Origin of the sequence: Nonomuraea angiospora, assembly GCF_014873145.1 — a bacterium.
Lineage (GTDB): Bacteria > Actinomycetota > Actinomycetes > Streptosporangiales > Streptosporangiaceae > Nonomuraea > Nonomuraea angiospora.
In genome coordinates, this window is the sequence record NZ_JADBEK010000001.1 from 12,284,639 (window position 1) to 12,310,572 (window position 25,934).

The following is a 25,934-nucleotide window of genomic DNA, read 5'->3' on the forward strand; positions in this document are numbered from 1 at the left end:
CCGCTGCTCGCGGGCCGGGCGGGGAGACTAGCCCGCGGCCTTCACCGCGTCGTCGACCAGCTGCTGCCAGGCCTTGTCGTACGGGACGGAGCCGTCGTCCATGCCCTGGATGACGGACTCGATGGCGTTCTTGACCTGGGCGTGCTTCACGCCGAGGAAGACCGGCTGCAGGCTCGACGCGGACTTGGCGAAGATCTCACCGATGGGGGCGTCGTTGAAGAACTCGTTCTTCGCGCCCTGCACGGCCGGGTCCTGCTGGGCCTTCGTGTTGCTCGGCATGTTGCCGAAGTCGGCGAAGATGCTCGCCTCGGTCTGCGCGTTGGTCAGGTAGTCGGCGACCATCGCGGCTTCCTTCGGGTGCTTGGACTGCTTGGGCACGGCCAGCCAGGAGCCGCCCCAGTTGCCGCCGCCGCCCGGCACGCTGGCCACGTCCCACTTGCCCTTGCCGCCGTCGCCGGCGTTGCCGCTGACCACGCCGAGCATCCAGGACGGGCAGCCGACCGTGGCGAACGCGCCCTTCTGGGTGCCCGCCGCCCACTCGTCGGTGAAGTTGCGGAGCTTGGCGGTCAGGCCCTGCTGGCTCATCTTCGTGGCGAAGTCGAAGCCCGCCTTCACCGCCGGGTTCTTGTCGACGATGAGGTTGTTGTCCTTGTCGAAGTACGTCACGTTGCCGTTCTTGGCCGCCTCCTGGTAGAGGACGACCTGGTAGAGCGTGTTCGTGCCGTCGGTGAACTTGGTGTCCTTGACCTTCGACTGGAACGTCTTGGCGACGTTCATGAACTCGTCCCAGGTCGGCCAGAGCGCGCTGACCTTGTCACGCTCGGTCGGCAGCCCGGCCTTCTTGAACAGGTCCGCGCGGTAGCAGAGGCTCATGCCGCCGATGTCGGTGCCCAGGCCGAACAGCTTGCCGTCGGCCGTGACGCCGTTCTCCCACTTCCACGCCGGGAAGTCCGCCTTGCGGGACTCCAGCCCGAACTCCTTGAGATCGGCCCACCATTCGGGGTGCGCCTTGGCCAGGCCCATGCCGCCCTCGTCGATGCCCACCACGTCGCCCGCGCCGTTGCCGGCCTGCAACCACTGGATCATCTGCGGCCAGTACTGCTGCTCGAACTGGTCGGTCAGGTGCTCTTCCTTGATCTGGATGTCCTTGTGCTCGGCGTTCCACTTCGTGATGGCGTTCTTGTAGCCGAAGTTGGTGCCGCCGCCAAAAGTCTGAACGCGGATGGTGACCGGCTCAGCCGCCGCGGAGGAGGCGGGAGCGCTGCTGGACCCCGTCGCGGTGCCGCCGCCGGAGCTGCAGGACGCGACGGCCAGCGCCGCCGCGGCCAGGGCAGAGGCCGCGGCGAGACCGCCGCGACGCTTGCTGATCATCATGGGTGACCCCTTCTCGGGTGAATGTTGGGGGAGTGCACCGCGGCTCGCGCTCCGCCGCGGTGGGAGTCTTTGGGAGCGCTCCCACAAAGGGTGCACTTACGTGGTCTGCACGTCAATCCACCGAAACGCAACCGTTACCAATGAGGCGGTTTGTCACTCTAGAACGGGATTTTTGGCGTTATACCTCGCAAAGGGCGGCTTGGGAGCGCTCCCACCACAAGAGGCATCTTTTGTGTCGCATCAAGGGCATGTCACCCGCACCGACCACGCTTTCTCCCGGTCACACCACCAGTGAGAACCCCGGTCGGAGGGGCGGGAGCCGTCCCGTCCCCGACCGGGGTTCGTGGGCGTCGGAGGTCTGCCGGCCGTCCCGCCGGCGACCTCACCCGACGGAGACGAGCTCGGCCAGGTGGCGCAGCGAGTTGCTGAGATGCTCCGGGCCGAACGGCGGGAACCGGATGTGCTCCCGGAGGTACGGCGACACCGCCGACCAGTCATAGGAGAGCGTGACCTCGGTCTCGGACGGCCCGAGCGGCGCGAGGTCGTAACGCCAGATCCAGCCGCCGAACTCCAGCCGGCCGTCGTCCTTCTCCGACCCCGTCAGCCAGGCGATGGCGCGCGGCGGGTCGAGCACCTGGACCTTGTTGGCCACCCGGTAGTCGCCGTTCGGATGGTTGTCGTGATACATGTCCATCCGGAAGATCTGCCCCACCTCGGTCAGCGGCGCCCGGTTCACGGCCTTCTGGACCCAGCCGGTGCCGTCGATCGCCGCATGGGTCGCCGGGTCCGCCAGCACCGCGAACACCCTCGCGGCGGGCACGGCGACGGTCAGGCTGGCGCTCACGTTCTCCTGGTCCACGGTGTGCACGCTCCTCGTCATCTCATCGCGGGCCTCCCGCGGGCGCGGAAGGTCCCCCCATGCAGACGACGCGGCGAGGCGGAACTCATCGGTCGTAGGGCCGAATCTCACCCGGCCTCCCGGCAGGCGGTGGCGCGTTCCTGGAGTAGGGCGCGTTCGCGGGCGTTGCGGGTCATGTCCGCCGCTCTCTCGAACTCGGTGCGGGCCTCCTCCCTCCGGCCCAGCTTGAAGAGCAGGTCTCCTCGTACGCTCGGCAGCAGGTGGTAGTCCTTGAGTGAGGGCTCGCCGGCGATCTGGTCGAGGAGTTGGAGGCCGACCGCGGGGCCGTAGGCCATGGAGAGGGCGACGGCCCGGTTGAGCTCGACGATGGGGGAGCGGGACAGCTTGGCCAGCGCCTCGTACAGGCTCGCGATGCCTGCCCAGTCGGTGTCCTCCGGGTCGAGCGCTCGCGCGTGGCAGGCGGCGATGGCGGCCTGGAGGGTGTACGGGCCGGGCGCTCCGTCCCCCAGCTTCTCGGCCCGCTCCAGGGCGGTGAGGCCGCGGTGGATGAGAAGCCGGTCCCAGCGGGCGCGGTCCTGGTCGAGGAGGAGGACGGGCTCGCCGGACGGGCTCACGCGGGCCGCCGACCTGGAGGCCTGGATCTCCATGAGGGCGACCAGGCCGTGCACCTCCGGCTCCTCGGGCATCAGGCCGGCCAGGACCCGGCCCAGCCGGAGCGCGTCCTCGCACAGGGCGGGACGCATCCAGTCGTCGCCGGCCGTCGCCGAATAGCCCTCGTTGAAGATCAGATAGATGACCTCCAGGACCGATTCCAGGCGCGCGGACAGCTCGGCGGCCTGGGGGACCTCGAAGGGGATCTTCCTGTCGGCCAGGGTTCGCTTGGCGCGGACGATCCGCTGCGCCGCCGTGGACTCCGGGACCAGGAACGCGCGGGCGATCTCGTCGGTGGTCAGGCCGCCGAGCACGCGGAGCGTGAGGGCCACCCGGGCGTCCATGGAGAGCGTCGGGTGGCAGGCCGTGAACACCAGCCGCAGGAGGTCGTCTTCGATCTCGTCGACCTGGGGCAGGTCCTCCTCGGTGCCGAGCCGGTGGCCGAGCTCGATCAGGTTGCGTTCGAGGCGTTCGTTCCTGCGGATCAGGTCGATGGCGCGGCGCTTCGACACCGTCATCAGCCAGGCGCCGGGGTTGCGGGGCACGCCGGACTCCGGCCACTGCTCCAGGGCGGCGACCAGCGCGTCCTGGGCCAGCTCCTCGGCCAGGCCGACGTCGCGCACCAGCCGGGCGAGCCCGGCGATGAGCCGGGCCGCCTCGATCCGCCACACCGCCTCGATGGCCCGATGGGTCTCCGCCCCGCGGCGAGCGGGGGGCTGGTCGTCGGCGTCGGAAGCCATCACCGGCCCATGAGAGCAGCGCGAAGCCACCGATGGCAACCCGCGTCTCGTCATGCGCCCCGGCGGGTGATGGCCGGGGCCTTCGTGAAGGCGGCCTGGCAGTGCCGGCGGGCGGTGGCGGGGGCCTTCCTGGGCGCGGGCCCGGCAGTGCTGGCGGGTGGTGGCCGAGGCATTCCTGGGCGCGGGCCCGGCAGGCCGGCGCAGGCGTGTGGGTGGGTCAGGTGCCGGGCGTGTCGACGCCGAGGCGTTCGCGCAGGGCTTGTTCGCGTTCGCGCTCGTCCGCGGGCAGCGAGTCGTCCGGCACGTCCGAAGCGTCGAACACCCGCCACACGTCCAGCCCGATCCCGTCAGACCCCGGCGGCACCGGCACGCGCATCGCCCATTCGATCGCCTCTTCCCGGGACTTGACCTGGATCAGCCAGAAGCCGGCGATGAGCTCCTTGGCCTCGGCGAAGGGGCCGTCGATCACGGTCGCCTTGCCGCCGCTGTACGCGATCTGGGCCCCCTGCGAGCTCGGGTAGAGCCCTTCGGCCGCCAGCAGCACGCCCGCCTTGGCCAGCGCCTCGTTGTAGGCGTGCATGCTGTCCACGACCTCCTGGCTGGGCAGCGTCCCCGCCTCGGTCTCCGCGCCGCCCTTGCCGACGATCATGAATTTCATGGCTGTCTCTCTTTCATCCGGTTCCGGCTCTCGCAGAACGCGTCGAACGACGGCAGGCGGAATCGACACGTCCGCGAGAGATTCATCTCGCGGACAGCCGGCCCGCGATGCCGTCCAGTGACTCCCTGCGTGTAGGAGCTGACGTGTTGACGATGGCCATTTCGGTGTCGGCGTCCAGGCCCGCCGCGGCCATGGATCGCCCTCCTCTGGGGCAAGTCGGCGTACACGTGAATCTACAATGTAAAGGCGGCGAGCTGGTCGAGAAAAGCACGGGCGGTCGGGGCGCAGTCGTCCGCCGATGGAACAGCCAGGGCCAGCGAGCGGGTCATCTTCGGCTCCAGGGGCCGGGTGACGACGGTGCTCAGGTCGGCGGGCAGGCCGAGGGTGGGGACGATGCTGACGCCCAGCCCCGCGGCCACCATCTCCAGGATGGCGGCGGGCCCGCTGGCCTCGAAGGCGACGTCGAGCCGTACCTGGGCCGTCAGTGCCGCACCCATGATGAGGGGGCGGCAGCCGGCGGTGGTCAGGATGAACGGCCTGCCCGCCAAATCGGCGAGAGTGACGGCCGGGCGGGCGGTCAGAGGGTGGTCGGCGGGCAGCACGGCGACCATGTCGTGGGTGCTCAGGTGGACGGTGTGCAGGCCGGGCGCGGGGAGGGTGACGACGCCGACCTCGGCGGCGCCGCGCTGCAGCCATTCGCGGATGTCGTCGTCCATGCCCTCGAAGAGGCGTACGCGGACTTGCGGGTAGCGGTCGGTGAATGCGCGCAGCAGCTTGGCGACGAGCGTGCCGGTGGCGCTGGGGAGGCTGGCCAGGCGGAGTTCGCCGGTGATCTGGCCGCTGGCGGCGGCCACGTCGGCGCGGATGAGGTCGAAGTGGCGCAGGGTCTCGCGGGTGCGGGCGAGGGCTCGCCGGCCGGCCTCGGTGAGGGCGATGCCGTCGCGGTGGCGGACGAACAGGGCGGCGCCGAGCTCGCGTTCGAGGGCGGCGATGGCGCGGCTGACGGCGGGCTGGGACATGCCGGTGTGCTCGGCGGCGGCGGTGAAGCCGCCGTGTTCGGCGACTGCGACCAGGGCTCTGAGCTGCGCCAATGTCATACCGGCATACCTTAATTGGTATTTGACCGGGATACTTCCAGAACACGATGGTTATGTCCATGTTCGAGCGAATGACGATCGAAGTCGACGGCCGCGTGGCCAGTTATCTGACGGCGGGCGAGCGGGGCCCGGTGGTGTTGCTGTTGCACGGCACGTACTGGAGCCGGGTCTGGGCGCCGGTGATCGACGGGCTGGCTGCGGCGGGGCTGCGTCCTGTGGCGGTGGATCTGCCGGGGCTGGGGCGTTCCGGCGGGGAGCTGACGATGGAGACGGCGGCGGTTCCGGCGCTGGCGGCGTGGGTGGCCCGGTTCGCGGCCGCGGTCGGCGCGGGGGAGCGGCTCTCGGTGGCGGGCCACGACATCGGCGGTGCGGTTGCCCAGCAGCTGCTGGTGGAGGGGGAGCCGGAGGTGCGGCGGCTGGCGCTGGTCAACTCGGTCACATACGACTCCTGGCCGGTGCCCGGCGTGGCCCGTTACCGGGATCCGGCCGTGGTGGCGGCCACGACCGTGGAGGAACTGCTCGCCGCCCGCCGCAGGGCGGTCACCACCGCGCTCGCCCGGCCGGCCACCGAGGCGGAGCTGGCCGATTACCTCGATCCGTGGAACGACCCGCGGGTGGGCCGGTCGTGGATGGCGCTGGCGGGCGCGGCCGACAGCCGTTACACGCTGGACCTGGTGCCCGCGCTCAAGGCCGATCAGACGCCGAAGCTGCTGGTGTGGGGGGAGGACGACACGTTCCAGGAGGTCCGGTACGCCGAGCGCTTCGCCGCCGAGGTGCCGAACACGACGCTGGTGCGCGTTCCCGGGGCGGGGCACATCCCGATGGAGAACGATCCGGCCGGGGTCACGCGGGTCCTGGCGGAGTTCTTTCTCGGCTGAGACCGCCGCGGGCCATGAGGGCGGCGGTGGCGAGCAGGATCAGGGCGGCCGCCAGGGCGGGGGCCGGGCCGGTGGTGAGGTGGAAAGTGGCGCCGGCCAGGGCGCCGAGGAACATCGCGGCCACGGAGGCGACCCGGCGCAGGGCGGCCCGGCCCGGCGTGTCGGCGGCCAGGCCCGTGAGCGTCGTGGTGAGGACGTTGGTGACCAGGTCGGGTACGCCGAGCGCCCGTACGGACGCGTTCTGCAGGCCCATGCCGCAGGCCAGCAGCGTGATGAGGGCCGCCTGGGGCCAGGTCGCGCGGTGCCCGGCCGTGAGGGCGACGGCGAGGGCGGCGGCGACGAGGAGCGCGTGTACGGCGGTGGCGGCGGCGAACGCCCGTCGCGCGTTCGCGGTCCACCTGATCACCCGCCCGGCGCTCCAGGCGCCGGCTCCGAAGGCGGCGAGGGCCGCCGGCGAGGCCCATCTGGACATCTGGGCCTCCCCGGCCAGGGCGAAGCTGAGGAAGACGATGTTGCCGGTCATGTTGGCGACGAAGACGCGGCCCAGGCCGAGGAAGCTGACGGCGTCCACGAGGCCGGTGACGAAGGCCAGCAGGATCAGCAGGGCCGGCAGGACGCCGTGCGGGTTGGCGCCGCTCGGGAAGAGCCCGTCGGCGACCCACCGCAGCCCGCCGCGCACCAGCCGTCCTGGGCGTCTGCGCGCGGCTGGCATGGTGGGCGGCTCCTTGGCGAGGTCGCGGGCGGTTCGCCACGGGTCTTTCCCCGGTGGCGGGCCGCCGCACTCGCCGCACCGGGACCGCGGCCGAGAAGGAGCCGACGCGGGGGTGAACGCGACGAGCGCGCGTCCCGTTGCGGGACGCGCGCTCGTTCGGCGCCGGGCAGGAGGCGCCGAGGGGGAGGCTGGAGGCCTCGGGGGAGGTCCGGTCAGGAACGGTACTGCGGGTAGCCGTAGCCGACGACCTGGGACTTGGGACGGACGCGCTCCTCGACCTTGCCGTTGCCGGTGTTGCCCTCGACGGTCGAGATGGTGCCGTCGCCGTTGTCCTTCTCGACGAACCCGACGTGGTTGATGTCGTTGAGGTCCTTGCTGCCGCTCCAGGCGAAGAACACGACGGCGCCGGGCTTGGCCTCGGTGCCGAAGCGGTGGTTGGCCTGGAACCACTTGGCGTGGGCGACGGTCCAGGCGTCCCAGCCGATCTGCGGGCGGGCGCCGGTCTGCTCGCCGACCCAGGAGACGAACATCGCGCACCAGGCGGCGTTCAGGTAGTCGGCGCGGCTGCCGCCGTCACGGGCGATGGTCTCCGCGGCGCGCTGCGAGCTGGCGTACCACCGCTGGAACTTGGTGCCGCCGCCGGCCGCGTTCTCGGTGATGCCGACCTGGGACTTGGCGAGCGCCAGGACCTGGGCGGCGGTGACGCCGGCCTTGGCCTCGCGCGAGCGCTCGGCGTGGTCGGCGACGGTGGCGGTGTCGATCGGCTGCTTCTCCGCTGCGGTGGCGCTGGTCATGTGGGCGCCGAACGCGGTTCCGAGGATGGTTGCGCCGAGAAGGGCGCGGGCGATGTTGGTCTTCGCAGCAGAGGTAAAGCGGAAGGTGGCCATCGAGGGGGTTTGCTCCTTGCTTCCATGCCGCTTACCGGGTTAGCTGACGGGTTCGGGCGTGGAAGCTGCCCTACGGCACCGAAGTGCCGATTCACCCCAAAGGACGTGGGTCCCCGGTTCCGCCCGAGGGCGGATTCAGCGGTCACAGGACGGTCCTGTGATGTGTCTTGCGATGGTCGGACAAGTCCGGACAAACCGGACGTATGTCTCAAGAATGCCTTAAACGTAATGCATAAGGCAAGAGCGTTACAAATCGATAAAGGCCCAGCTAGACGACCTGCCTCCGGGCCTCGGCCAGAAGCCCCATCATGGCAAGGGATTCGTCGAGCGGCATGATCGAACTTTCGGTCCTGCCTTCGGCCGTCGCGGCCCGGACCTCGCGGAGCTCTCCGGCGTAGCCGTTGTCCGCCGGATCGAGGGTGTACTCCTCCGGCTTCATGGAAGGCCCGGACAGCCGAATCCGCGGCGTAGCCCAGAACGGCGCCTGGAGGTCCGCCCGCATCTGAGTCCCTACAACACTGGCCTGGTTCGGGTAATTCCCGAGCAACGAGGTCTCCACGAGAGCCTTCCTGCCACCCGGGTAGAGCAGGACGCCGCCGGCCTCCGCGTCGACGCCGTTGGGCGCCAGAGCGCCGGTGATCCGCAGGTCGGAGGGCATGCCGAGGAGCAGCTGGGCCAGCCCGAACGGGTAGATCCCGAGGTCCAGGAGCGCCCCGCCGCCGAGCTCCGGCGCCCACAGCCGGTGCTGCGGGTCGTAGGGCTTGGCGAAGCCGAAGGAGGCGTGCACCGAGCGCAGGTCGCCGAAGCGCTCGTCGGCCGCGATCTTCTGGATGAGCGGGTTGAACCTCATCCACATCGCTTCCATCAGGAACACGCCCGCCTCGCGTGCCAGGCGCACCATCTTCTCCGCGTCGTCCACGGTGGCGGCCAGCGGCTTCTCGCACAGCACGGCCTTGCCCGCGGCGATGGCGACCTCGGCCACCTCCAGGTGCTGGGCGTGCGGCGTCGCCACGTAGACGGCGTCCACGGCCGGGTCGGCGCAGAGCCGCTCATAGGAGTCGTACGCGGACTCCGCCCCCAGCGTGGCGGCCAGCGCCTGCGCCCGCCCCAGGTTCCTCGATCCGACGGCGGCCACCCGCATGCCGGGTTCGGCCGCGATGGCCTTCCCGACGGTCCGCGCGATATTCCCTGTCGCCGCTATGCCCCACGCAAAATCCCGCACGCGGGAGATCGTAGACGAATCAGGTCATGTTGAACGTGTCGGGGTCGGGTCCGATCCGCTGGCCCCTGCTCATCGCGCCGATGGCGGCCATGTCCTCGGCGTCGAGGATGAAGTCGAAGACGCCGATGTTCTCGGCGATGCGCGCCGGGGTGACCGACTTGGGGATGGCGACGTGGCCGAGCTGCAGGTGCCAGCGGAGCACGATCTGCGCGGGCGTCTTGCCGCACTTGTCCGACAGCTTGGCCAGCGCCGGGTCGTTCAGCAGGCCCTGGCCCTGGCCGAGCGGGCTCCACGCCTCGGTGAGGATGCCGTTGGCCTCGTGGAAGGCGCGCAGCTCGCGCTGCTGGAAGTAGGGGTGCAGCTCGATCTGGTTGATGGAGGGCACGAGGTCGGTCTCGTTCATGAGGCGGGTGAGGTGGGCGATGGTGAAGTTGGAGGTGCCGATGGCCTTGGCGCGCCCGTCACGGTAGATCTTCTCGATCGCCTTCCACGCCTGCACGTACTTGTCCTGCTGCGGCACCGGCCAGTGGATGAGGAAGAGGTCGATGTAGTCGAGGCCGAGCCGGGCCAGGGACTCGTCGAAGGCCGCCTCCGCGCGGCCGTGGTCGGCGTTCCACAGCTTGGTGGTCACGAACAGCTTGCGGCGCGGCAGCTCACTTTCGCGTACGGCCTGACCCACGCCCTCTTCGTTGCCGTACGCGGAGGCGGTGTCCACGTGCCGGTAACCGGCTTTGAGCGCGGTCGTGACGGCCTGCGCGGCCTCGTCGGCGGGGACCTGCCAGACGCCGTAGCCGAGCTGCGGGATCTGCACGCCGTCGGTGTTGAGCATGAGCGAGTTCATACCCTCCATTGTTCACGTCGCGTTTCTGGTGGCTTAAGGCGGCGGGGCTAGCTTGAAGCGGTCGTGAACGGGCCATCACCCGGCGGGGAGGACAGGAGTGGTCGAACAGGCGTCGGCCTGGGTGGAGTCACCGCTCCAGATGCTGTGCGCCGTCGAGGCCCATCACGCGGGCGTGCTCGGCCCCGAGACGGTGGTCGTGCCGCGCGCCGGTCTGCGGCCGCTGAAGGCCACGCGCCGGGAGCTGAGGTCTCTCGGGCTGCCCGACGGCCTGGAGCTGGCGGAGCCGCTCGAGCGCATGCCCAGACGCGTGCAGGCCGTCGGCGACGCCTTCTCCGGCAGGGTGCAGCTGCGCTGGCTCACCTCGCGTCCCGGACGCATCGTCATCGTGGACGACGGGCTGGCCACGCTCCGGCTGCTGGAGCTGCTGGCCGCGGGGCCGTACCGGCCGCTGCTGCGGGCCAGGGCCCAGCCGACGAAGCTGCGTTCCGCGCTGGGCCTGGCGGCCGCGCTGCGGCTGCGCCTGAGCGACGTGTCGGTCTTCACCGCCCTGCCCGTGGACGAGGCCCTGGTGGAGGGCGTACGGCGGGCCGGGATCAACCTGGTACGTCACCAGTTCGCCTGGTTGCGTGCCCAGCCGCCCAGCGCGGAGGGGCCCGCGGAGCGCACGGTCGTCCTCGGCACCTCGCTCGTCCGGAACGGGCTCGTGCACCGCGGCCACTACCTGCGCTGGCTGACGGAGCTGGCGGCCCAGGAGCCGCTCGCGTACTACCCGCACCGCCGCGAGGACCCCGTGGACGTGGCCCTGATCAGGGAGCGCCCCGGCATCACCGTGCACGACGTGGGCGCGCCGGCCGAGCTGACGCTGCGCGGCCTGGACGCGAGCCAGCGCGTGCTCAGCCTGCCCTCGACCGCGATCACCTCGCTGCGGGTGCTGCTCAGCCCGCGCGGTGTCACCGTGGAGCCCGTGGACGTTCCTGACGACTGGTGGACCAGCAGGGCGGCCCCCGCCCTTCGCTCGCATCTGACAGGAGTGTCCGGTTGAAAGTGTTGGCGGTCGCCGACTCCGACTCGTATCTGAAGTGGGCGGCCTGCCTGCTCGGCGACCTTCCCCCCGGCGGCACGGCGGAGCTCGTGGTGGTACGCACGCCGATCGCGCCCTCGCCGGAGCAGATCGCCGCCGCCGTGGGCGGTCTGGAGCCGCCGCCGGTGATCTCGGCGCGGTCCGTGCGGCGGCTGGCCGAGCGCACGCGTCCGGACGTGGTGCTGGTGGCCTGCACGGGCCCGGTGGTGGACGTGCTGGTGGCCGACGTGCTCGGCGACCTGCGGCCGCGGCCGGTGTTCGTGAGCGGGCTGCCGGGCATCTCGGTGCCGGCGACGGAGAAGGCGTGGCTGTTCCGCAGCGGGTGTGACCTGTTCGTGGTGCACAGCGAGCGTGAGGTGGCCGAGTTCTCCGAGATCGCCGGCCGGCTCGGCGGGGGAGGGGCGGTGGGGCTGGCCAGGCTGCCGTTCCTGCGCTCCGACGTGGTCGCCGGGGGCGGGAACCGGGTCGTGTTCGCCACCCAGGCCAAGGTGCCGCGCGAGCGCCCGGACCGCGAGCGGATCCTGCTGGCGCTGGCCGAGCTCGCCCGGCTGCGGCCGGAGCTGGACGTGGTGGTCAAGCTGCGGGCCCTTGAGGACGAGCGGCAGACGCACAACGAGCGCCACCACTACCAGCGGCTGTGGCGGGAGATGGGCGAGCCGGGGCGGGTGGAGTTCGCGGCGGGGTCGATGCACGACCAGCTCGAACGGGCGGCCGGGTTCGTCACGGTGAGCTCGACGGCGGCGCTGGAGGCGATCGCGCTGGGCGTGCCGTCGCTGGTGCTGGAGGACTTCGGCGTCAGCGCCGAGATGATCAACCTGGTGTTCGAGGGCAGCGGGCTGCTGGGCACGCTCGACGACCTGGCCGAGGGCGGTTTCCGGGCGGCCTCTCCGGAGTGGTGCGAGGCCAACTACTTCCACCCGCCGGCGCGCAACGACTGGGCCGGGCGGCTGGCCGGGCTGGTGGCGGGCGGGCCGCGCGTACCGGCCCGGTCGCTGCTGGACGGGCCGGAGCACGCGGCGGCGCGGCGGCGGGCCAGGCTGCGGGTGGAGGTGCATCCCTCGATGCTGCGGGCCGGCTACCGGGCCAAGCGCCGCGTGCGCCGCTACCTCAGGGCCCTCGGCTGACCGCCGCCTGAGGCGCGGCTCACCTGCGCCGGTTCCTCCAAGGGGCCGCCTGGGCGCGGCTCACGCGCGCTTGTTTTCCCGCAGGACCGCCTGGGGCGCGGCCGTTCGCGCTCCTTTCCGCCGAAAGGACCGCAACCCCGGACGGCGGGAGAGGGTCCCTCCCGTCGCCCGGGGTTGCGGTCCCACGGGAAGCGCGGCGGCGGGATCGGCCGGGGAAAGCGGTCGCCTGGGACGCGCGGTGGCCGGGCGGGCCGCGGTGGGTAGCCGGATCGGCCGGGGTCGCGGTCCCCGAGGAAGCGCGGGGGCCGGAGGTCTCGCCACCGGTCCCATGACGAAAGGCCGCAACCCCCGTCGTCGGGGTTGCGGCCTTGTCGTGGGCTGTCAGATCGCCGAGCGGATCTTCCGGCGCAGCCGGGTGAGCGCCGTGGGCCGGGCCACCAGGCCGAGGGTCTCCAGGCGCTTGCGCTTGAAGTAGCGGGCGTCGAACTCGATGCTCGCCGGCCGCAGCTCCGGATACGTCTCGGCCTGCATGCAGTAGCCCACCGCCCGGACGAGCCCGCGCAGGTCCACCGCCGTCGGGTGCTCGATGCCGCCGTCCGGCGACAGCCGGGGCAGCAGCGCGTCCACGATCGTGACCGGGATCCGGTTGCTGTTCTCGTACGGCGCCAGCCGGTCGAGCACCAACTCCGTGCCGTACGAGGCCACCTGCAGCCCGAAGTAGCGCTGCGCGGTCAGCAGCCCGGTCGAGAAGCAGCCCACGACCAGTTCGGGCCGCAGCGCCGCGAAGCACACCTCGGCGGGCACGCTCTCGGCGGCCACCGACAGCCGGACGCCCAGGGGTTCGGCCGCGGCCCGCAGTAGCTGGGCGTGGCGCCGCCCGGCGGCCGGGTGCGGCTTGAAGACGATGTCGGTGTAGCCGCGGGCGGCCAGGGCCTTGAGCATCGTCTCGTGCAGCGCCGCCTCCTCCTCCGGGGTGACGATCTCCAGCGCCGACAGGTACTGGCCGAGGATCATCGCCTGCCCGGGCCGCATGTCGGGGGCGGTGGCGGTGACCTCGTGCACGATCGACATGAACCGCTCGTCCGGCAGGATCGAGGGCGCGACGTCGTACTCGCTGAGCAGCAGCGGGGTCAGGCCCGGCACGAGGTCCAGGTGGAGCAGGCGGCCGATGCGGCGGTAGATCTCCGCCGGCAGCGGGTCGCGGGTGGGGCCGTAGCTCATCAGGCCGTCGGAGTAGACGGTGATCGGGCAGTCGCGCACCAGCCCGGCGATGGTCCGGGCCGGGGGCACCGCGATGGACTCCAGCACCAGCTCCTCGACCCCGTCCAGACCCCAGACCGAGCGGAGGAGGCGCTCCATCATCGGCACCTCGATGACGCGGGCGCGCCAGTCGGAGGGGTGCAGCGGCGCGATGAGGTCGTTCCACGAGTGCACGGCGTCGAAGCGCGAGCGCAGCACGGCGAAGCCGGGCGACTTGTCGAGCGGCGCCGTCACCTCGGGGATGGCCGCGTTGTTCGAGACGATCAGGACGCGGCGCCCGTCGCCGAAGCGGCCGTCGTCGATGGCCGCGGCCAGCGACATCGCGCCGAACAGCGTCGAGGCGTAGAAGACCTTCACTATGTCTCCTCCCGGTCGCGGCGGACCCGGACGTGCGGGCTGGGCGGCAGGTCGGGCACCAGGGCCCGCAGCGTGGTCTCGCGTTCGGCGGACATGCGCGCCACCGACTCCGACACCAGCTCGGCGGGCAGGGCGCGCACCATGTGGGCGCCGCGCTCCTCGAAGCGGGAGCGCAGCGCCGGGGTGAACCGGTCGGCGATCTCCAGGTGGTGGGCGAGCAGCGCGCAGAAGTTGCGCACCGCCTTGGGCAGGAACTCCGGCTCGAGATCCTTGAACACCAGGTCGAACGCGTCGAAGAAGTGCAGCTGGCGCTCGTCGCCGACCTGGGTCAGCGACCCGGACACCAGGCGGCGGTAGAACACCCCGGCCAGCGACACCACCGCGAACGTGGCGGCCTCCCGGTGCAGGCGCCAGATCCACGGCCGGTCCTCGGCGGTGTGCAGGGAGCCGGGGAAGTGCAGCAGGTCGCGCAGGGAGCGCCGGTAGATCCCGGCCCACGCGTACGGGTAGTCGACCATGGTCCGCACGCCGGCGGGCAGGATCGCCTCCCGTGGGTCGAGCACCACGCCCCTCCGCGCCATGGGGGCGCGGTGCACGACCCGTTTGCGGCCCTCGACCTGCACGTGGTCGGCGCGTACGAAGTCGCAGCCGAGCCCGTCGATCGCCTCGACGAGCCGTGCCAGGTAGCCCGGGGCGAGCCAGTCGTCGGCGTCCATGAACGTGACGTACCGGCCGGAGGCGGCCGACAGGCCCGTGTTGCGGGCGTCGGCCAGCCCGACGGGGGCCGGGTTGCGCAGCATGGTCAACCCGGGCAGGTCGCGCGTGAAGTCGTCGACGATGTCCCCGGTGGCATCCGTGGACCCGTCGTTCACGACGATGAACTCGAAGTCGTGCCGGGCGTTGCGGCAGAGCGACGACAGCGCGTCGGCGATGTACCGCTCGCCGTTCAGCACCGGCACGACGACCGAGAGAGTGATCAAGAGTGGATTCTCCAGAGTGCGGACGAGGTCAGACGGTCACCCGGCGCAGGCGGGCCTTGGGGGCCTCCTCGCCGGGGAAGACGCGCTTGACGCCGTCGCCCATGGCCTGCTCGATGATGCGGATGTCACGGACGAGGTGCTCGAGGCCGGCCGGCTCCAGGGAGGCGGCGTGGTCGGAGCCCCACATGGTCCGGTCGAGCGTGATGTGCCGCTCCACGGTGACCGCGCCGAGCGTGACCGCGGCCAGGGAGATCTGCAGGCCGCGCTCGTGGCCGGAGTAGCCGACGGGCACGCCGTAGCGCTCCTTGAGCGTGGTGATCGTGCGCAGGTTCGCCTCTTCCGGCGGCAGCGGGTAGGTGGACGTCGCGTGCATCATGATCAGCTTGTCGGTGCCGAGGATCTCGACGGCCGCGTCGATCTCCGACAGCGTGGACATGCCGGTGGACAGGATGATCGGCTTGCCGGTGGCGGCCAGGACCCGCAGCAGCTCGTGGTCGGCGACGCTGGCCGAGGCCACCTTGTGGACGAGGACGTCCATCTCCTCCAGGAACTCCACGGAGGGCACGTCCCACGGCGAGGCGAACCAGTGCAGGCCGCGCTCGTCGCAGTATTTCGCGATCTGCCGGTACTCGTCGTAGCCGAACTCGGTCCGCTCCTTGTACTCCAGGTACGTCATCTCGCCCCACGGCGTCTGCCTGATCTGGCCCTTCTGCTCCTCGGGCACGCAGATCGCGGGGGTGCGCTTCTGGAACTTGACCGCCTGGCAGCCGGCCTCGGCCGCCACGTCGATGAGGCGGCGGGCGATGTCGATGTCGCCGTTGTGGTTGATGCCGATCTCGCCGATCACGTACACGGGCTCGCCGTCGCCGACCAGGACGTCGCCGATCGCAACGTGCTCATGGTCGCGGCCGCTTCCGGGCTCGTTGGCTCGTCCCTCGCTCTCTCCCCCGGAGCTCCTCCGCTCCGGCCCGAGCCTGGGCCGCGTGCGGACCTCGGCGGCGGGCGGCTCGGGACGGGCGGCCACGACGCGGTCGCACAGCTCGCGCACGGCGCCGGACCCGCCGGCCCTGGTCAGCACGACCCTGGCGGCGGCGCGGACGCGCGGGTGGGCGTCGGGGGTGGCGACGGGCCAGCCGACCTCGGCCATCGGGCCCAGGTCGTTGACGTCGTTGCCGACGTAGGCGACGCGGGCCGGGTCGAGGCCCTCGATGGTCAGCCAGTCGCGCAGCACGGTCCGCTTCTCGGCCAGGCCCTGCAGCACGGGGACGCCGAGCTTGCGGGCGCGGGCGGCCACCACCGGGTTGTGCTCGGTGGACATGACCAGCACCTTCACCCCGGACCGCTTCAGCAGCGCGATGCCCATCCCGTCGGAGCGGCTGACGAGCACCATCTCGCGGCCGTCGGAGTCGACGTAGGCGCGGTCGTCGGTGTGCACGCCGTCGAAGTCGGTGATGACGGCGTCCACGTCGATCGGCTCGGGCTCGTCGATGAACGGGGCGAGCGCGCGCACCAGCTCGAGGTCGTCCGGGTTGTCGATCTCGACGCCGTGCTTGGGCGAGACCGGCTGGACGGCGACCTGGCCGAAGAAGCGGTGGCCGTGCTCGCGCAGGCCGGAGGTGCGCATGACGTAGAAGGCGCCGTTCTCGCGGAACTCGGGGTCGCGGTCCTGGCGGCGCTGCCGGATGGCCGGGTCGTGGTTGATGCCGGCCCCGGCGGCGGTCCACAGGAACTCGTGCGTCGGCAGCCCCGACACGACCGAGTCGGCCTCCCCGTCCAGCACCTTGCGCACCGCCTCGGAGAGGTTCTCCGGGTCGATGAACGCGCTGGTGCACTGCACCAGCACGACGACCTCGGGGTCCTCGCCGAGGGCGTCGAGCGCGTGCAGCACCGCCGACTCGCTGGAGGCGGTCGCGCCGCTCAGCTCCTCGGGGCGGTCCACGACGATGGCCCCCGCCTCGCGGGCGGTCTCGGCGATGCCCGCGTGGTCGGTGCTGACCACGACCTGGTCCACGAGCTCGGCCCGCAGGGCGGCCCGAACCGCTCGGGTGACCAGCGGGACGCCGCCGACCAGGGCGAGGTTCTTCAGGGGTACGCCCGCCGAACCTCCGCGGGCGGGAACTACGGCCAGGACTCGCAAGATCTGTCTCCTCAGTGCATCGGACTGCACCCAGAAGCTAGAGGCCCGGATTGAACGGCCAGCGTCACCATCATTAACTTTCCATGGGGATCCGGTAGAGGAGTTCTGGCCGGCCGACTCCTCCGTATTGCGGGATGCGGGCCGCCACCCCCAGCTCGACCAGGTATTCCAGGTAGCGGCGGGCCGTCACGCGGGACACCCCGATCGCGTCGGCGACGGCTTGGGCCGCCATGCCCTCGGGGCTGTCGCGCAGCTTCGCGGCGACCGTGTCGAGGGTGTCGCGCGCCATGCCCTTCGGCAGCTCCGAGCTGCCCCGCAGGGTGCCGAGGACCCGGTCCACGTCGCCCTGCCCGACGGCCAGGCCCGCCTCGTCCTTGAACCGGGCGTAACGCGTCAGCTTTTCGGAGAGTGTCGCGTAGGTGAACGGTTTGAGCAGGTACTGGGAGATGCCGAGCGAGACCGCCGAGCGCACCATGGCCAGGTCGCGGGCCGAGGTGACGGCGATCACGTCGCACATGAGCCCGCCCGCGCGGATCGCCCGGCACACCTCCAGCCCGTGCATGTCCGGCAGGTACAGGTCGAGCAGGACGAGGTCCACGGGCCTGCCGCGCAGGAACCGCAGGGCCTCGCCGCCGGTCCTGACCACCCCGGCCACCTCGAACCCGGGCGTGCGCTCGACGTAGATGCGGTTGGCCTCGGCCGTGATCTCCTCGTCCTCCACGACGAGCACGGAGATCTTCGCGCCCGATCCCGGCGCCGGGATGGTCATCGCACCCGCTCCGGCACCGGCAGCCGCACGGTGAACACCGAGCCCTTCACGTCGATGGTGCCGCCGAGCCGCCGCACCGCCTGCCCCACCAGCGCCAGGCCGAGCCCGCGCCCGTCGCCCTTGGTGGTCCAGCCCTTCTCGAACGCCTGCGGGTCGGCCGGCCCGGGGCCGTTGTCGGCGACCCTGATGAGCACCTCGCCGCCGCCCGCGCTGAGGTGGACCTCCACCCGGGAGGCCGCGTCGATGGCGTTGTCGATCAGGTTGCCCACGATCGTGACGAGCTCGCGCGGGTCGAGGCCCAGGTCGTCGAGCTCGCTGTCCTGGCTGATCACGAGCTCGGCGCCGCGTTCGGCCGCCTCGGCGCTCTTGCCCAGCAGCAGCGCGGCGAGCACCGGCTCGCGCACGGCGCCGACCACCCGGTCGGTCAGCTCCTGCGCGGCGCGCAGCTCCGCCGTGCCGAGCGCCACGGCCTGTTCGGTACGGCCCAGCTCCACCAGCGTGATGACGGTGTGCAGCCGGTTGGCGGCCTCGTGGGCGGCCGAGCGCAGCGAGTCGGCGAAGTCGCGCTCGGCGTCGAGCTGCCCGGTCAGCGCCTGGAGCTCGGTGTGGTCGCGCACGGTCACGACGGTGCCGAGCCGGCTGGCGGCGCTGTTGACCGCGAGGACGCGGTCGCCGACCAGGTGGACGCGCTCGTCGTCGTCGGCCAGCACCTCCGACAGGCCGAGCTCGTCCACGTGCCGCCCTTCGGCGTCGGCGGGCAGGCCGAGCAGCATCCGGGCGGCGTCGTTGCACAGCGTCAGCGTGCCGTCCTTGCCCACCAGTAGCAGGCCCTCCCGGACGGCGTGCAGGACGGCGTCGTGGTGCTCGTGGATGCGGCCCAGCTCCACCGGGCCGAGGCCGTGCGTCTGGCGGCGCAGCCGCGCGGTGACCAGCCACGTGCCGGCGGCGCCCAGCGAGAGCGCGAGCGCGACGATGAGGCCGCCCCAGGCGAGCTGGTCGCGGACCCTGGCGCTGATCTTGTTGATCGTGATGCCCGCGCTGACCAGCGCCCGCACCCGGCCGTCCGACATGACGGGGGTCACCACCCGCCTGGACTCGCCGAGGGTGCCGGTGTAGGTCTCGGTGAACGTCTCGCCCGCCAGCGCCCGCTCGGTGTGGCCGAGGTAGTGCTTGCCGATCTCGGCGGGGTTGGGGTGGGTGTAGCGGGTGCCGTCCGGTTTCATGATGGTGATGAAGTCCACGCCCGTCTGGTGGCGTACCCGCTCGGCGTACGGCTGCAGCCGTACGGACGGGTTCGGGTCGTCGAGGGCGGCCAGCACGCTGGGCGAGGCCGCCACGCTCACCGCGACGGCCCTGGCCTTGCTGCTGGCCTCGTCGGTGAGCAGCTCGTGCGCCTGCACGAGCGCGAGCACCGCCAGGCCCGCCACCGTGACGGCGACCACGAGCAGCTGCAGGACCAGCATCTGGCCCGCCAGGCTCCAGCGCCGCATCTGACATCTCCCCTGTGAACGAAACTTACTCAATCGTGACCTATGTCACTGTGAGGGGCATACTCGGGCGTCTAGAAGGTCATTCCATCACCGCTGGAGAGCCCCCCATGCGTGATCGCACTCGCTACCTCTATCTGGCCGTCATCGGGGCGGTCCTACTCGGCATCCTGGTCGGATTCGTCTGGCCGGACGTGGGCAAGGAGCTCAAACCGCTCGGCACCGGCTTCGTGGCGCTGATCCAGATGGTGATCGGGCCGATCATCTTCTGCACGATCGTGCTGGGCATCGGCTCGGTGCGCCAGGCGGCCAAGGTCGGCAAGGTCGGCGGCCTCGCGCTCGGCTACTTCATCGTCATGTCCACGGTAGCCCTGCTCATCGGCCTGCTGGTCGGCAACGTCATCGACCCGGGCTCGGGGCTGCACCTCAGCGACGCCGCCAAGCAGGCGGCCGAGGCGCAGGCGGCCAAGGGCGGCGAGTCCAGCACGGTCGACTTCCTGCTGGGCATCATCCCGAAGACGCTGGTGTCCTCGCTCACCGAAGGCTCGGTGCTGCAGGCGCTGCTCGTGGCGCTGCTGGCCGGGTTCGCGATCCAGGCCATGGGCGCCAAGGGCGAGCCGATCCTGCGCACCATCGAGCACTTCCAGCGGCTGACGTTCCGGATCCTCGCCATGATCATGTGGGCCGCGCCCGTCGGCGCGTTCGGCGCGATCGCGGCGGTCGTGGGGGAGACCGGGCTGGAGGCGCTCAAGAGCCTGGCGATCATCATGATCGCCTTCTACATCACCTGCCTGCTGTTCGTCGGCGTCGTGCTCGGCTCGATCCTGTGGCTGGTCGCCCGGATCAACCTGTGGTCGCTGCTGAAGTACCTGGGCCGCGAGTTCCTGCTCATCCTGTCCACCTCCTCCTCGGAGACGGCCCTGCCCAGGCTCATCGCGAAGATGGAGCACCTGGGCGTGAGCAAGACCGTGGCCGGCATCACCGTGCCGACCGGCTACTCCTTCAACCTCGACGGCACGGCGATCTACCTGACCATGGCCACGCTGTTCATCGCCGAGGCCACCGGGGCGCCGCTGCAGTTCGGCGAGCAGATCGCGCTGCTGCTGTTCATGATGATCGCCTCCAAGGGCGCCGCGGGCGTGACCGGGGCCGGGCTGGCCACGCTGGCCGGCGGGCTGCAGGCGCACCGTCCCGCGCTGGTCGACGGCGTCGGCCTCATCGTGGGCATCGACCGCTTCATGTCCGAGGCCAGGGCGCTGACGAACTTCGCCGGCAACTCCGTCGCCACCGTGCTGGTCGCCGTCTGGACCGGTGACTTCGACCGGGAGCGCGCGAACCAGGTGCTCGCCGGGAACGCGCCCTTCGACGAGGCCACGCTGCTGGACGAGGACGACGACAACGACGGCAACGGCCGTCCCGGGCCCGACGAGTCGGGCGACCGGGAACTGTCGAAGGTCTAGGGCTTGCGGGCGATGCCCGCGTAGCCCATCCGCGACATGTCCGCGTCGAGGAAGATCGGGACGTCGCGGTCGAGGTACGGCCATCCCAGCTCCGGCCCGATGCCGTTGGCGAGGTAGCCGGGCGGGATGAACTCGAAGTCACCGAAGAAGGCCGCGATCTCCTTGCCGGGTCGCGGCCTGAACGGCATGTTGGCCCGCTGGTAGAACTCGACCACCCGGTCCGTCAGCTCCGAGTGGGAGTCGCTGCCCACGTGCGAGATGGCCAGATAGCTGCCCGGCGCCATCGCCTCGCGGTAGGCGGCCACGAACGCGTTCGGGTCGTCCTCGTCGGGGATCAGGTGCAGGATGAACATCATCAGCACGGCCACCGGCCGCTCGAAGTCCAGGAGCGCGCGCACTTCGGGGTTGGCCAGGATCTCCTTCGGCCGCCGCACGTCGCCCAGCACCATGGCCACCCGGTCCGGGTCGGCCAGCAGGGCCCTGCCGTGCGTGGCCACCACCGGGTCGTTGTCCACGTAGACCACGCGGGCGTCGGGGGTGTGGCGGAGCGCGACCTCGTGCACGTTCTCCTGCCCCGGCAGGCCGGAGCCGAGGTCGAGGAACTGCGTGATGCCCTGCTCGCACAGGTAACGCACGAACCGGCCCACGAGTGCCCGGTTCTCCCTGGTGCCGTCGCGGGTCTCCGGAACCGCGCTCAGGACCAGTTCGGCCAGATCCCTGTCGGCTTGGAAATTGTCCTTGCCACCCAGGAAGTAGTCGTACATGCGCGCCGCGTTAGGGATGTGCGGGTCGACGCCCTGCGGCGCTTGTTCCGTCATGGCACCATGATCTATGACTTGAGCACCGGAAATCTACGAAAAGCGGTCAAACGGCGGGAAGTCTCAACACAAACCGCGCCCCGCCCACACGGTCCTCAACGGTGATCTGTCCCCCATGGGCCACCGCGACGTCGCGCGCGATGGCCAGGCCCAGCCCCGTTCCGCCGGCGTCGCGGCTGCGGGCGGCGTCCAGGCGGGTGAAGCGCTGGAAGATGCGCTCGCGATCCTCCTCGGCGATCTCCACGCCGTCGTTCTCGACCGCCAGCAGCGCCGTGTGCCCGCCCTCCCTGCGGACCTCGACCTGGACGGTGTGCTCGGCGTGGCGCTGGGCGTTGTCCAGCAGGTTCGTCAGCACCCTGGCGAGCTGGAGCCGTACGCCCTCGACCACCACCCCCTCGGCCAGATCCACGTGCACGGGCACCTTGTCGCAGCGCACGGACAGCTCCTGGCGCACCAGCTCGGCGAGGTCCACCCGCTCCTTGACCACGTCCACCCGGGAGCCGATCCTGGCCAGCAGCAGCAGGTCGGTGATGATGGCCTCCAGGCGGTCGGTGTCGCGCAGCGCGCTGTCCACCAGCGCCTCGACGTCGGTGTCGTCGGGATAGAGCTGGGCGCTCTCCAGCTGGGCGCGCAGTCCCGCGATGGGGGTGCGCAGCTCATGGGAGGCGTCGGAGGCGAACTGGCGCTGCTGCTGGGCCGAGCGCTCCAGCCGGGCCAGCGTGCCATTGACGGACCTGGCGAGCTGGGCCACCTCGTCCCCGCCCGGCGGCTGCGTGACGCGCCGGCTCAGGTCGCCCGCGTGGACGGCGTCCAGCTCGGCCCGCATGGTCGCCACCGGCCGCAGCGCGCGCCCCGTGACCAGCCACGTGGCCCACGACGCCAGCCCGATCAGCACCCCGACCTCGATGAACACCACCACTTCCAGGCCGCGGTTGGCCAGCAGGTCGGGCGTGCTGCGGCCCGCGTAGACCACGGGGGAGTCGGCGAACATGCTCACCCGGACGGCCGTGACGTGGACGCACTCGGTCGGCAGGCAGTTCATCACGCTGATGACCCGGTTCTCGGGCGTGGGGCGGATGTCGCTGAGCGGCGGCAGGTTCCTGGCCGCGTCGCTGCTGGCCAGGATCTGCCCGTTGGGGCCGACGACCTGGATCAGGTCCACCGACGGGTTGGGGACCGGGATGGCGGCGCCCATGGGCAGCGCGCCGCCGCGCATCTCGTATGCGATCCGCTCGGCGGTGTCCCTGGTGTCGCGGAACACGCTGGCCGTCATCAGCGACCTGGCGGTGATCACCCCGGCGACGGCCACGGGGATGAGCACGAGGGCGGCTACCGCCGTCGCGATGAGGGTGACGCGTCCGCGCAGGGATCTGGCCCACCAGGGTGGCACCCTGTGAGGTTACCGAGCGTGATTACCGGCATTTGCCGCGTTAAGGGAAAGATTCCCCCAACCTGGGGTCGGATCCGGTCAGCGCTGGATCCACACCGCGGTGTCCGGCGGGAGGGCCCCGTCCTCGGCCAGCGGGCCGCTGGACAGCAGCACCTCGCCGCCCAGGTCGAGCCGGACCGGCTCCTCGCCCGTGTTGAGCACCACGACCAGCCCCGGGTCACGCTCGATGGCCAGCACGTCCTTGGGGGAGTCGAGCCACGTCACGGTGCCGCCGCCGAGCGCCGGGTGCTGCTTGCGCAGCCTCAGCGCGGCGCGGTAGAGGTTCAGGGTGGAGGCGGGGTCGTGCTCCTGGGCCTCGGCCGACAGCGGCCCCCACGAGGCGGGGATCGGCAGCCACGGGTCACGCCAGCCGAAGTCGCCGGAGGCGGTCCACGGGATCGGCACCCGGCAGCCGTCGCGGCTCTCGCCGGTGCGCCGGAAGGCGGGGTCCTGGCGCAGCTCGTCCGGCAGGTCGAGCACCTCGGGCAGGCCCAGCTCCTCGCCGTTGTAGAGGTAGGCAGAGCCGGGCAGGGCCAGCATGAGCAGCGTGGCCGCCCGGGCGCGGGCCAGGCCGCCGTGGCGGGTGACGTGGCGGGGCTTGTCGTGGTTGGACAGCACCCATGTGGTGGGCGCGCCGACCAGCTCCGACTCCTTCAGCGCCTTCTCGATGACGGTACGGAACGACTTGGCGTGGAAGTCGGCCATCATGAACTCGAACGAGAACGCCTGGTGCAGCTCGTCGGGCCCGACGTAGCGGGCCAGCCGCTCGGGGGAGGACACCCACGCCTCGGCCACCGCCATCCGGCCGCCGGGGTAGGAGTCGAGGATCGGCCGCCACTCCCGGTAGATCTCGTGCACGCCGTCCTGGTCGAAGTACGGGAGCTGCTCGTCACCCAGCATCTCGGCCTGGCGACCCTCCTTCGGCCCCACGTCGGGCAGCCCGGCGGCCTTGATCATGCCGTGCGCCACGTCGACCCTGAAGCCGTCCACGCCCCGGTCGAGCCAGAAGCGCAGGATGTCGCGGAACTCGGCGCGCACGTCCGGGTTCTCCCAGTTGAGGTCCGGCTGCTCGGGGGCGAACAGGTGCAGGTACCACTGCCCGTCCGCCACCTGCGTCCAGGCGGGGCCGCCGAAGATCGACTCCCAGTCGTTGGGCTCGTCGCGGAAGATGTAGCGATCGCGCAGCCCGGCCTGGAACCACGGGTGCCGGTCGGAGGAGTGGTTCGGGACCAGGTCCACGATGACCCTGATGCCCTTGTCGTGGGCGTCGGCGACGAGGGCGTCGAAGTCGGCGAGCGTGCCGAACATGGGGTCCACGTCCCGGTAGTCGGCCACGTCGTAGCCGCCGTCGGCCATGGGGGAGGTGTAGAAGGGGCTCAGCCAGATGGCGTCCACGCCCAGTTCGGCGAGGTAGCCGAGGCGGTCGCGCACGCCGGCGAGGTCGCCCATGCCATCGCCGTTCGCGTCGGCGAAGCTGCGCGGGTAGACCTGGTACACGACGGCGTCACGCCACCAGTCGTCGTTGCCGAGCATGGCTGTCCTCCCTGGATGCCCGAGATGTCCTGCGATGTTCTGGTGAAGGATGTCGCGCTCGTTCGGGCACGGTCAAGCGCAACTTGCGGAAAGTTGCATAGGTCACCTTGACCCGCCCGTATTCGCCCCGAGCCCTCGTGCGGGAGGCGCTTTCGTCGGGTTCGGTGAGGATCACGTAACGCTCTTTCGCAAGTTCTTCCAATTCTTGCAAAGAGCCGCTAACGTCCCGGAAACGTTAGAGCTTTCTTCCGGCGGCGCTCGCGTGGCACCGCCGTTCCTGCGTGACCTCAGGAGGTCCCATGCGCATGCGGGCTCTGGGTGTGGCCGCTCTCGCGACCCTCGCGTTCGCCGCCACGGCGTGCGGCGAATCCCAGCCGGCTTCCCAGTCGGCGTCCCCGGCGGCACCCGGTGCGTCCGCCTCCGCCCCGGCGGCCAAGAGCGGCGGCACGCTCGTGATCTGGGCCGACCCCAGCCGCGTCAAGCCGCTCAAGCCGTTCGCCGACCAGTTCGGCACCGAGAACGGCGTGACCGTCGAGGTGAAGGAGATCAGCAAGGACAACCAGACGACCTTCCTCACCGCCTCCCAGCAGGGCAGCGGCCCGGACATCATGATCGGCGCGCACGACTGGATCGGCAACCTCGTGCAGAACGGCGCCATCGACCCCGTCACCCTGACCGACGAGCAGAAGGCCGCCTTCTCGGCCAAGGCGATGCAGGCCGTGACGTTCAACGGCCAGGTCTACGGCGCCCCCTACGCGGTGGAGAACATCGCCCTGATCCGCAACACCAAGCTCGCCCCCGACGCGCCCGCCTCGATCGAGGACATGGTCGCCAAGGGCAAGGAGCTCAAGGCGGCCGGCAAGGTCAAGGAGGTGCTCTGCATCCCCGTCGGCCAGAAGGGCGACGCCTTCCACGTCTACCCGATCTTCGCCTCGGCGGGCGGCGCGCTGTTCGGCGCCACCTCCACCGGCGACCCCGACCCCAAGCAGGTGCTGGTCGGCTCGCCCGACTCGGTCAAGGCGTTCGGCAAGCTCAAGGACCTGGGCGAGAAGGGCGACGGCGCGCTGCGCACGTCGATCACGAACGAGAACTACATCGTGAACTTCGCCGGCGGCAAGTGCGCCTACCTGATCTCCGGCCCGTGGGCGATGAGCGAGGTCAAGAAGGGCGGCATCACGTACGACATCACGGCCGTCCCGTCGTTCAAGGGCGGCAAGCCCGCCACCCCGTTCGTCGGCGTGCAGACGTTCTTCGTGGCCTCCAAGGGCAAGAACAAGGCCCTGGCCCAGGAGTTCGTCGCCAACTACGTGACCAACAAGGACGTCGCGAAGGCGCTGTACGAGGCCGACCCGCGGCCCCCGGCGCTGACCGCCGCCCTCCAGGAGGTCCAGGCGAGCGACCCGGACGCGGTCAAGTTCATGGAGGCGGGCAAGGACGGCCTGCCGATGCCGGCCATTCCTGAAATGGCGGCCATCTGGGAGCCGTTCGGCATCGCCGAGAACGCCGTCGTCAAGGGCGGCGACGCGGCCAAGGCCGCCGCGGCCGCGCAGAAGGCCATCGACGGCTCGCTCAAGCACTGA

General features: G+C 71.2%; 22 protein-coding genes and 1 riboswitch. Of the genes, 5 read left to right on the top strand and 17 right to left on the bottom strand.

The features are described 5' to 3' along the window. Positions 1-27: 27 nt before the first annotated feature. The 5 genes from H4W80_RS56380 to H4W80_RS56400 form a co-directional block, all read right to left on the bottom strand. Complete coding sequence (locus H4W80_RS56380) at positions 28-1,374, bottom strand: ABC transporter substrate-binding protein (protein ID WP_192792551.1); 1,347 nt, start codon at positions 1,372-1,374, stop codon at positions 28-30. A 382-nt stretch (positions 1,375-1,756) separates the two neighbouring features. Further along, positions 1,757-2,254, bottom strand: a complete 498-nt coding sequence (locus tag H4W80_RS56385; protein ID WP_225964238.1) for an SRPBCC family protein — start codon at positions 2,252-2,254, stop codon at positions 1,757-1,759. 86 nt (positions 2,255-2,340) lie between these two features. Further along, positions 2,341-3,624 carry an RNA polymerase sigma factor gene (locus tag H4W80_RS56390; protein ID WP_192794355.1) on the bottom strand — a complete coding sequence of 428 codons (1,284 nt, stop codon included), beginning with the start codon at positions 3,622-3,624 and terminating at the stop codon, positions 2,341-2,343. 217 nt (positions 3,625-3,841) lie between these two features. Then, positions 3,842-4,282, bottom strand: coding sequence for a YciI family protein (locus H4W80_RS56395; protein ID WP_192792552.1), 441 nt, complete (start codon positions 4,280-4,282; stop codon positions 3,842-3,844). 233 nt (positions 4,283-4,515) lie between these two features. Beyond that, entirely contained in the window at positions 4,516-5,379 is an 864-nt protein-coding gene (locus H4W80_RS56400; protein ID WP_192792553.1) for a LysR family transcriptional regulator, read from the bottom strand. Between the two features lie 71 nt (positions 5,380-5,450). Here H4W80_RS56400 and H4W80_RS56405 point away from each other — a divergent pair, with 71 nt between their 5' ends. Next, a complete protein-coding gene (locus H4W80_RS56405) occupies positions 5,451-6,257 on the top strand; it encodes an alpha/beta fold hydrolase (RefSeq protein WP_225964239.1) in 807 nt (268 codons plus the stop codon). On the opposite strand, the gene H4W80_RS56410 is transcribed toward H4W80_RS56405, so the two are convergent. The 4 genes from H4W80_RS56410 to H4W80_RS56425 all read right to left on the bottom strand — a co-directional run bounded on the left by H4W80_RS56410 (position 6,223) and on the right by H4W80_RS56425 (position 9,919). Then, positions 6,223-6,969: a YoaK family protein gene (locus H4W80_RS56410; protein WP_192792555.1), complete on the bottom strand. Its 747-nt coding sequence runs from the start codon at positions 6,967-6,969 to the stop codon at positions 6,223-6,225. The genes H4W80_RS56405 and H4W80_RS56410 overlap by 35 nt on opposite strands. Positions 6,970-7,181: 212 nt before the next feature. Further along, entirely contained in the window at positions 7,182-7,856 is a 675-nt protein-coding gene (locus H4W80_RS56415; protein WP_192792556.1) for a CHAP domain-containing protein, read from the bottom strand. 13 nt (positions 7,857-7,869) lie between these two features. Further along, a riboswitch (cyclic di-AMP (ydaO/yuaA leader) is annotated at positions 7,870-8,007 on the bottom strand. Between the two features lie 117 nt (positions 8,008-8,124). Continuing rightward, the gene (locus H4W80_RS56420; protein WP_318787543.1) at positions 8,125-9,078 is read right to left on the bottom strand and encodes a Gfo/Idh/MocA family protein; all 954 of its coding nucleotides are present in this window, start codon (positions 9,076-9,078) and stop codon (positions 8,125-8,127) included. Between the two features lie 19 nt (positions 9,079-9,097). Beyond that, entirely contained in the window at positions 9,098-9,919 is an 822-nt protein-coding gene (locus tag H4W80_RS56425) for an aldo/keto reductase (protein ID WP_225964240.1), read from the bottom strand. Between the two features lie 97 nt (positions 9,920-10,016). Here H4W80_RS56425 and H4W80_RS56430 point away from each other — a divergent pair, with 97 nt between their 5' ends. Together H4W80_RS56430 and H4W80_RS56435 are read left to right on the top strand one after the other, a co-directional pair. Beyond that, positions 10,017-10,961, top strand: coding sequence for a hypothetical protein (locus H4W80_RS56430; RefSeq protein ID WP_192792558.1), 945 nt, complete (start codon positions 10,017-10,019; stop codon positions 10,959-10,961). Positions 10,962-10,963: 2 nt separating this feature from the next. Further along, on the top strand, positions 10,964-12,124 hold the full coding sequence (locus H4W80_RS56435) for a DUF6716 putative glycosyltransferase (RefSeq protein WP_318787656.1): 1,161 nt from the start codon (positions 10,964-10,966) through the stop codon (positions 12,122-12,124). A 381-nt stretch (positions 12,125-12,505) separates the two neighbouring features. Here the strand turns inward: H4W80_RS56435 and H4W80_RS56440 are convergent, their stop codons facing one another. The 5 genes from H4W80_RS56440 to H4W80_RS56460 all read right to left on the bottom strand — a co-directional run bounded on the left by H4W80_RS56440 (position 12,506) and on the right by H4W80_RS56460 (position 19,117). After that, positions 12,506-13,741, bottom strand: coding sequence for a polysialyltransferase family glycosyltransferase (locus tag H4W80_RS56440; RefSeq protein WP_318787544.1), 1,236 nt, complete (start codon positions 13,739-13,741; stop codon positions 12,506-12,508). Continuing rightward, positions 13,741-14,721: a glycosyltransferase family 2 protein gene (locus tag H4W80_RS56445; RefSeq protein ID WP_192792560.1), complete on the bottom strand. Its 981-nt coding sequence runs from the start codon at positions 14,719-14,721 to the stop codon at positions 13,741-13,743. Before H4W80_RS56445 ends, H4W80_RS56440 begins: the two co-directional genes overlap by 1 nt. Before the next feature lie 28 nt (positions 14,722-14,749). Next, complete coding sequence (locus H4W80_RS56450; protein ID WP_192792561.1) at positions 14,750-16,858, bottom strand: N-acetylneuraminate synthase family protein; 2,109 nt, start codon at positions 16,856-16,858, stop codon at positions 14,750-14,752. A 73-nt stretch (positions 16,859-16,931) separates the two neighbouring features. After that, on the bottom strand, positions 16,932-17,627 hold the full coding sequence (locus tag H4W80_RS56455; RefSeq protein ID WP_192792562.1) for a response regulator: 696 nt from the start codon (positions 17,625-17,627) through the stop codon (positions 16,932-16,934). Continuing rightward, positions 17,624-19,117, bottom strand: coding sequence for an ATP-binding protein (locus H4W80_RS56460; RefSeq protein WP_192792563.1), 1,494 nt, complete (start codon positions 19,115-19,117; stop codon positions 17,624-17,626). The genes H4W80_RS56455 and H4W80_RS56460 overlap by 4 nt, the downstream gene beginning before the upstream one ends. A gap of 107 nt (positions 19,118-19,224) precedes the next feature. On the opposite strand from H4W80_RS56460, the gene H4W80_RS56465 reads away from it, so the two are divergent. Beyond that, a complete protein-coding gene (locus H4W80_RS56465) occupies positions 19,225-20,574 on the top strand; it encodes a cation:dicarboxylate symporter family transporter (protein WP_192792564.1) in 1,350 nt (449 codons plus the stop codon). Here H4W80_RS56465 and H4W80_RS56470 read toward each other — a convergent pair. The 3 genes from H4W80_RS56470 to H4W80_RS56480 form a co-directional block, all read right to left on the bottom strand. Then, positions 20,571-21,392, bottom strand: coding sequence for an SAM-dependent methyltransferase (locus tag H4W80_RS56470; RefSeq protein WP_192792565.1), 822 nt, complete (start codon positions 21,390-21,392; stop codon positions 20,571-20,573). The genes H4W80_RS56465 and H4W80_RS56470 overlap by 4 nt on opposite strands. Positions 21,393-21,438: 46 nt before the next feature. Beyond that, complete coding sequence (locus H4W80_RS56475) at positions 21,439-22,782, bottom strand: sensor histidine kinase (protein ID WP_192792566.1); 1,344 nt, start codon at positions 22,780-22,782, stop codon at positions 21,439-21,441. 78 nt (positions 22,783-22,860) lie between these two features. Beyond that, positions 22,861-24,354: a glycoside hydrolase family 13 protein gene (locus H4W80_RS56480; RefSeq protein WP_192792567.1), complete on the bottom strand. Its 1,494-nt coding sequence runs from the start codon at positions 24,352-24,354 to the stop codon at positions 22,861-22,863. Positions 24,355-24,653: 299 nt separating this feature from the next. On the opposite strand from H4W80_RS56480, the gene H4W80_RS56485 reads away from it, so the two are divergent. Then, entirely contained in the window at positions 24,654-25,934 is a 1,281-nt protein-coding gene (locus tag H4W80_RS56485) for a sugar ABC transporter substrate-binding protein (RefSeq protein ID WP_192792568.1), read from the top strand.

Bases quoted from the DNA above. Each gene is read 5' to 3' on its own strand.
- H4W80_RS56400 (WP_192792553.1), bottom strand. From the start codon at position 5,379: ATGACATTGGCGCAGCTCAGAGCCCTGGTCGCAGTCGCCGAACACGGC.
- H4W80_RS56465 (WP_192792564.1), top strand. From the start codon at position 19,225: ATGCGTGATCGCACTCGCTACCTCTATCTGGCCGTCATCGGGGCGGTC.
- H4W80_RS56410 (WP_192792555.1), bottom strand. From the start codon at position 6,969: ATGCCAGCCGCGCGCAGACGCCCAGGACGGCTGGTGCGCGGCGGGCTG.
- H4W80_RS56380 (WP_192792551.1), bottom strand. From the start codon at position 1,374: ATGATGATCAGCAAGCGTCGCGGCGGTCTCGCCGCGGCCTCTGCCCTG.
- H4W80_RS56405 (WP_225964239.1), top strand. From the start codon at position 5,451: ATGACGATCGAAGTCGACGGCCGCGTGGCCAGTTATCTGACGGCGGGC.
- H4W80_RS56415 (WP_192792556.1), bottom strand. From the start codon at position 7,856: ATGGCCACCTTCCGCTTTACCTCTGCTGCGAAGACCAACATCGCCCGC.
- H4W80_RS56425 (WP_225964240.1), bottom strand. From the start codon at position 9,919: ATGAACTCGCTCATGCTCAACACCGACGGCGTGCAGATCCCGCAGCTC.
- H4W80_RS56385 (WP_225964238.1), bottom strand. From the start codon at position 2,254: ATGACGAGGAGCGTGCACACCGTGGACCAGGAGAACGTGAGCGCCAGC.
- H4W80_RS56485 (WP_192792568.1), top strand. From the start codon at position 24,654: ATGCGCATGCGGGCTCTGGGTGTGGCCGCTCTCGCGACCCTCGCGTTC.
- H4W80_RS56470 (WP_192792565.1), bottom strand. From the start codon at position 21,392: ATGACGGAACAAGCGCCGCAGGGCGTCGACCCGCACATCCCTAACGCG.
- H4W80_RS56455 (WP_192792562.1), bottom strand. From the start codon at position 17,627: ATGACCATCCCGGCGCCGGGATCGGGCGCGAAGATCTCCGTGCTCGTC.
- H4W80_RS56460 (WP_192792563.1), bottom strand. From the start codon at position 19,117: ATGCGGCGCTGGAGCCTGGCGGGCCAGATGCTGGTCCTGCAGCTGCTC.
- H4W80_RS56390 (WP_192794355.1), bottom strand. From the start codon at position 3,624: ATGGCTTCCGACGCCGACGACCAGCCCCCCGCTCGCCGCGGGGCGGAG.
- H4W80_RS56395 (WP_192792552.1), bottom strand. From the start codon at position 4,282: ATGAAATTCATGATCGTCGGCAAGGGCGGCGCGGAGACCGAGGCGGGG.
- H4W80_RS56480 (WP_192792567.1), bottom strand. From the start codon at position 24,354: ATGCTCGGCAACGACGACTGGTGGCGTGACGCCGTCGTGTACCAGGTC.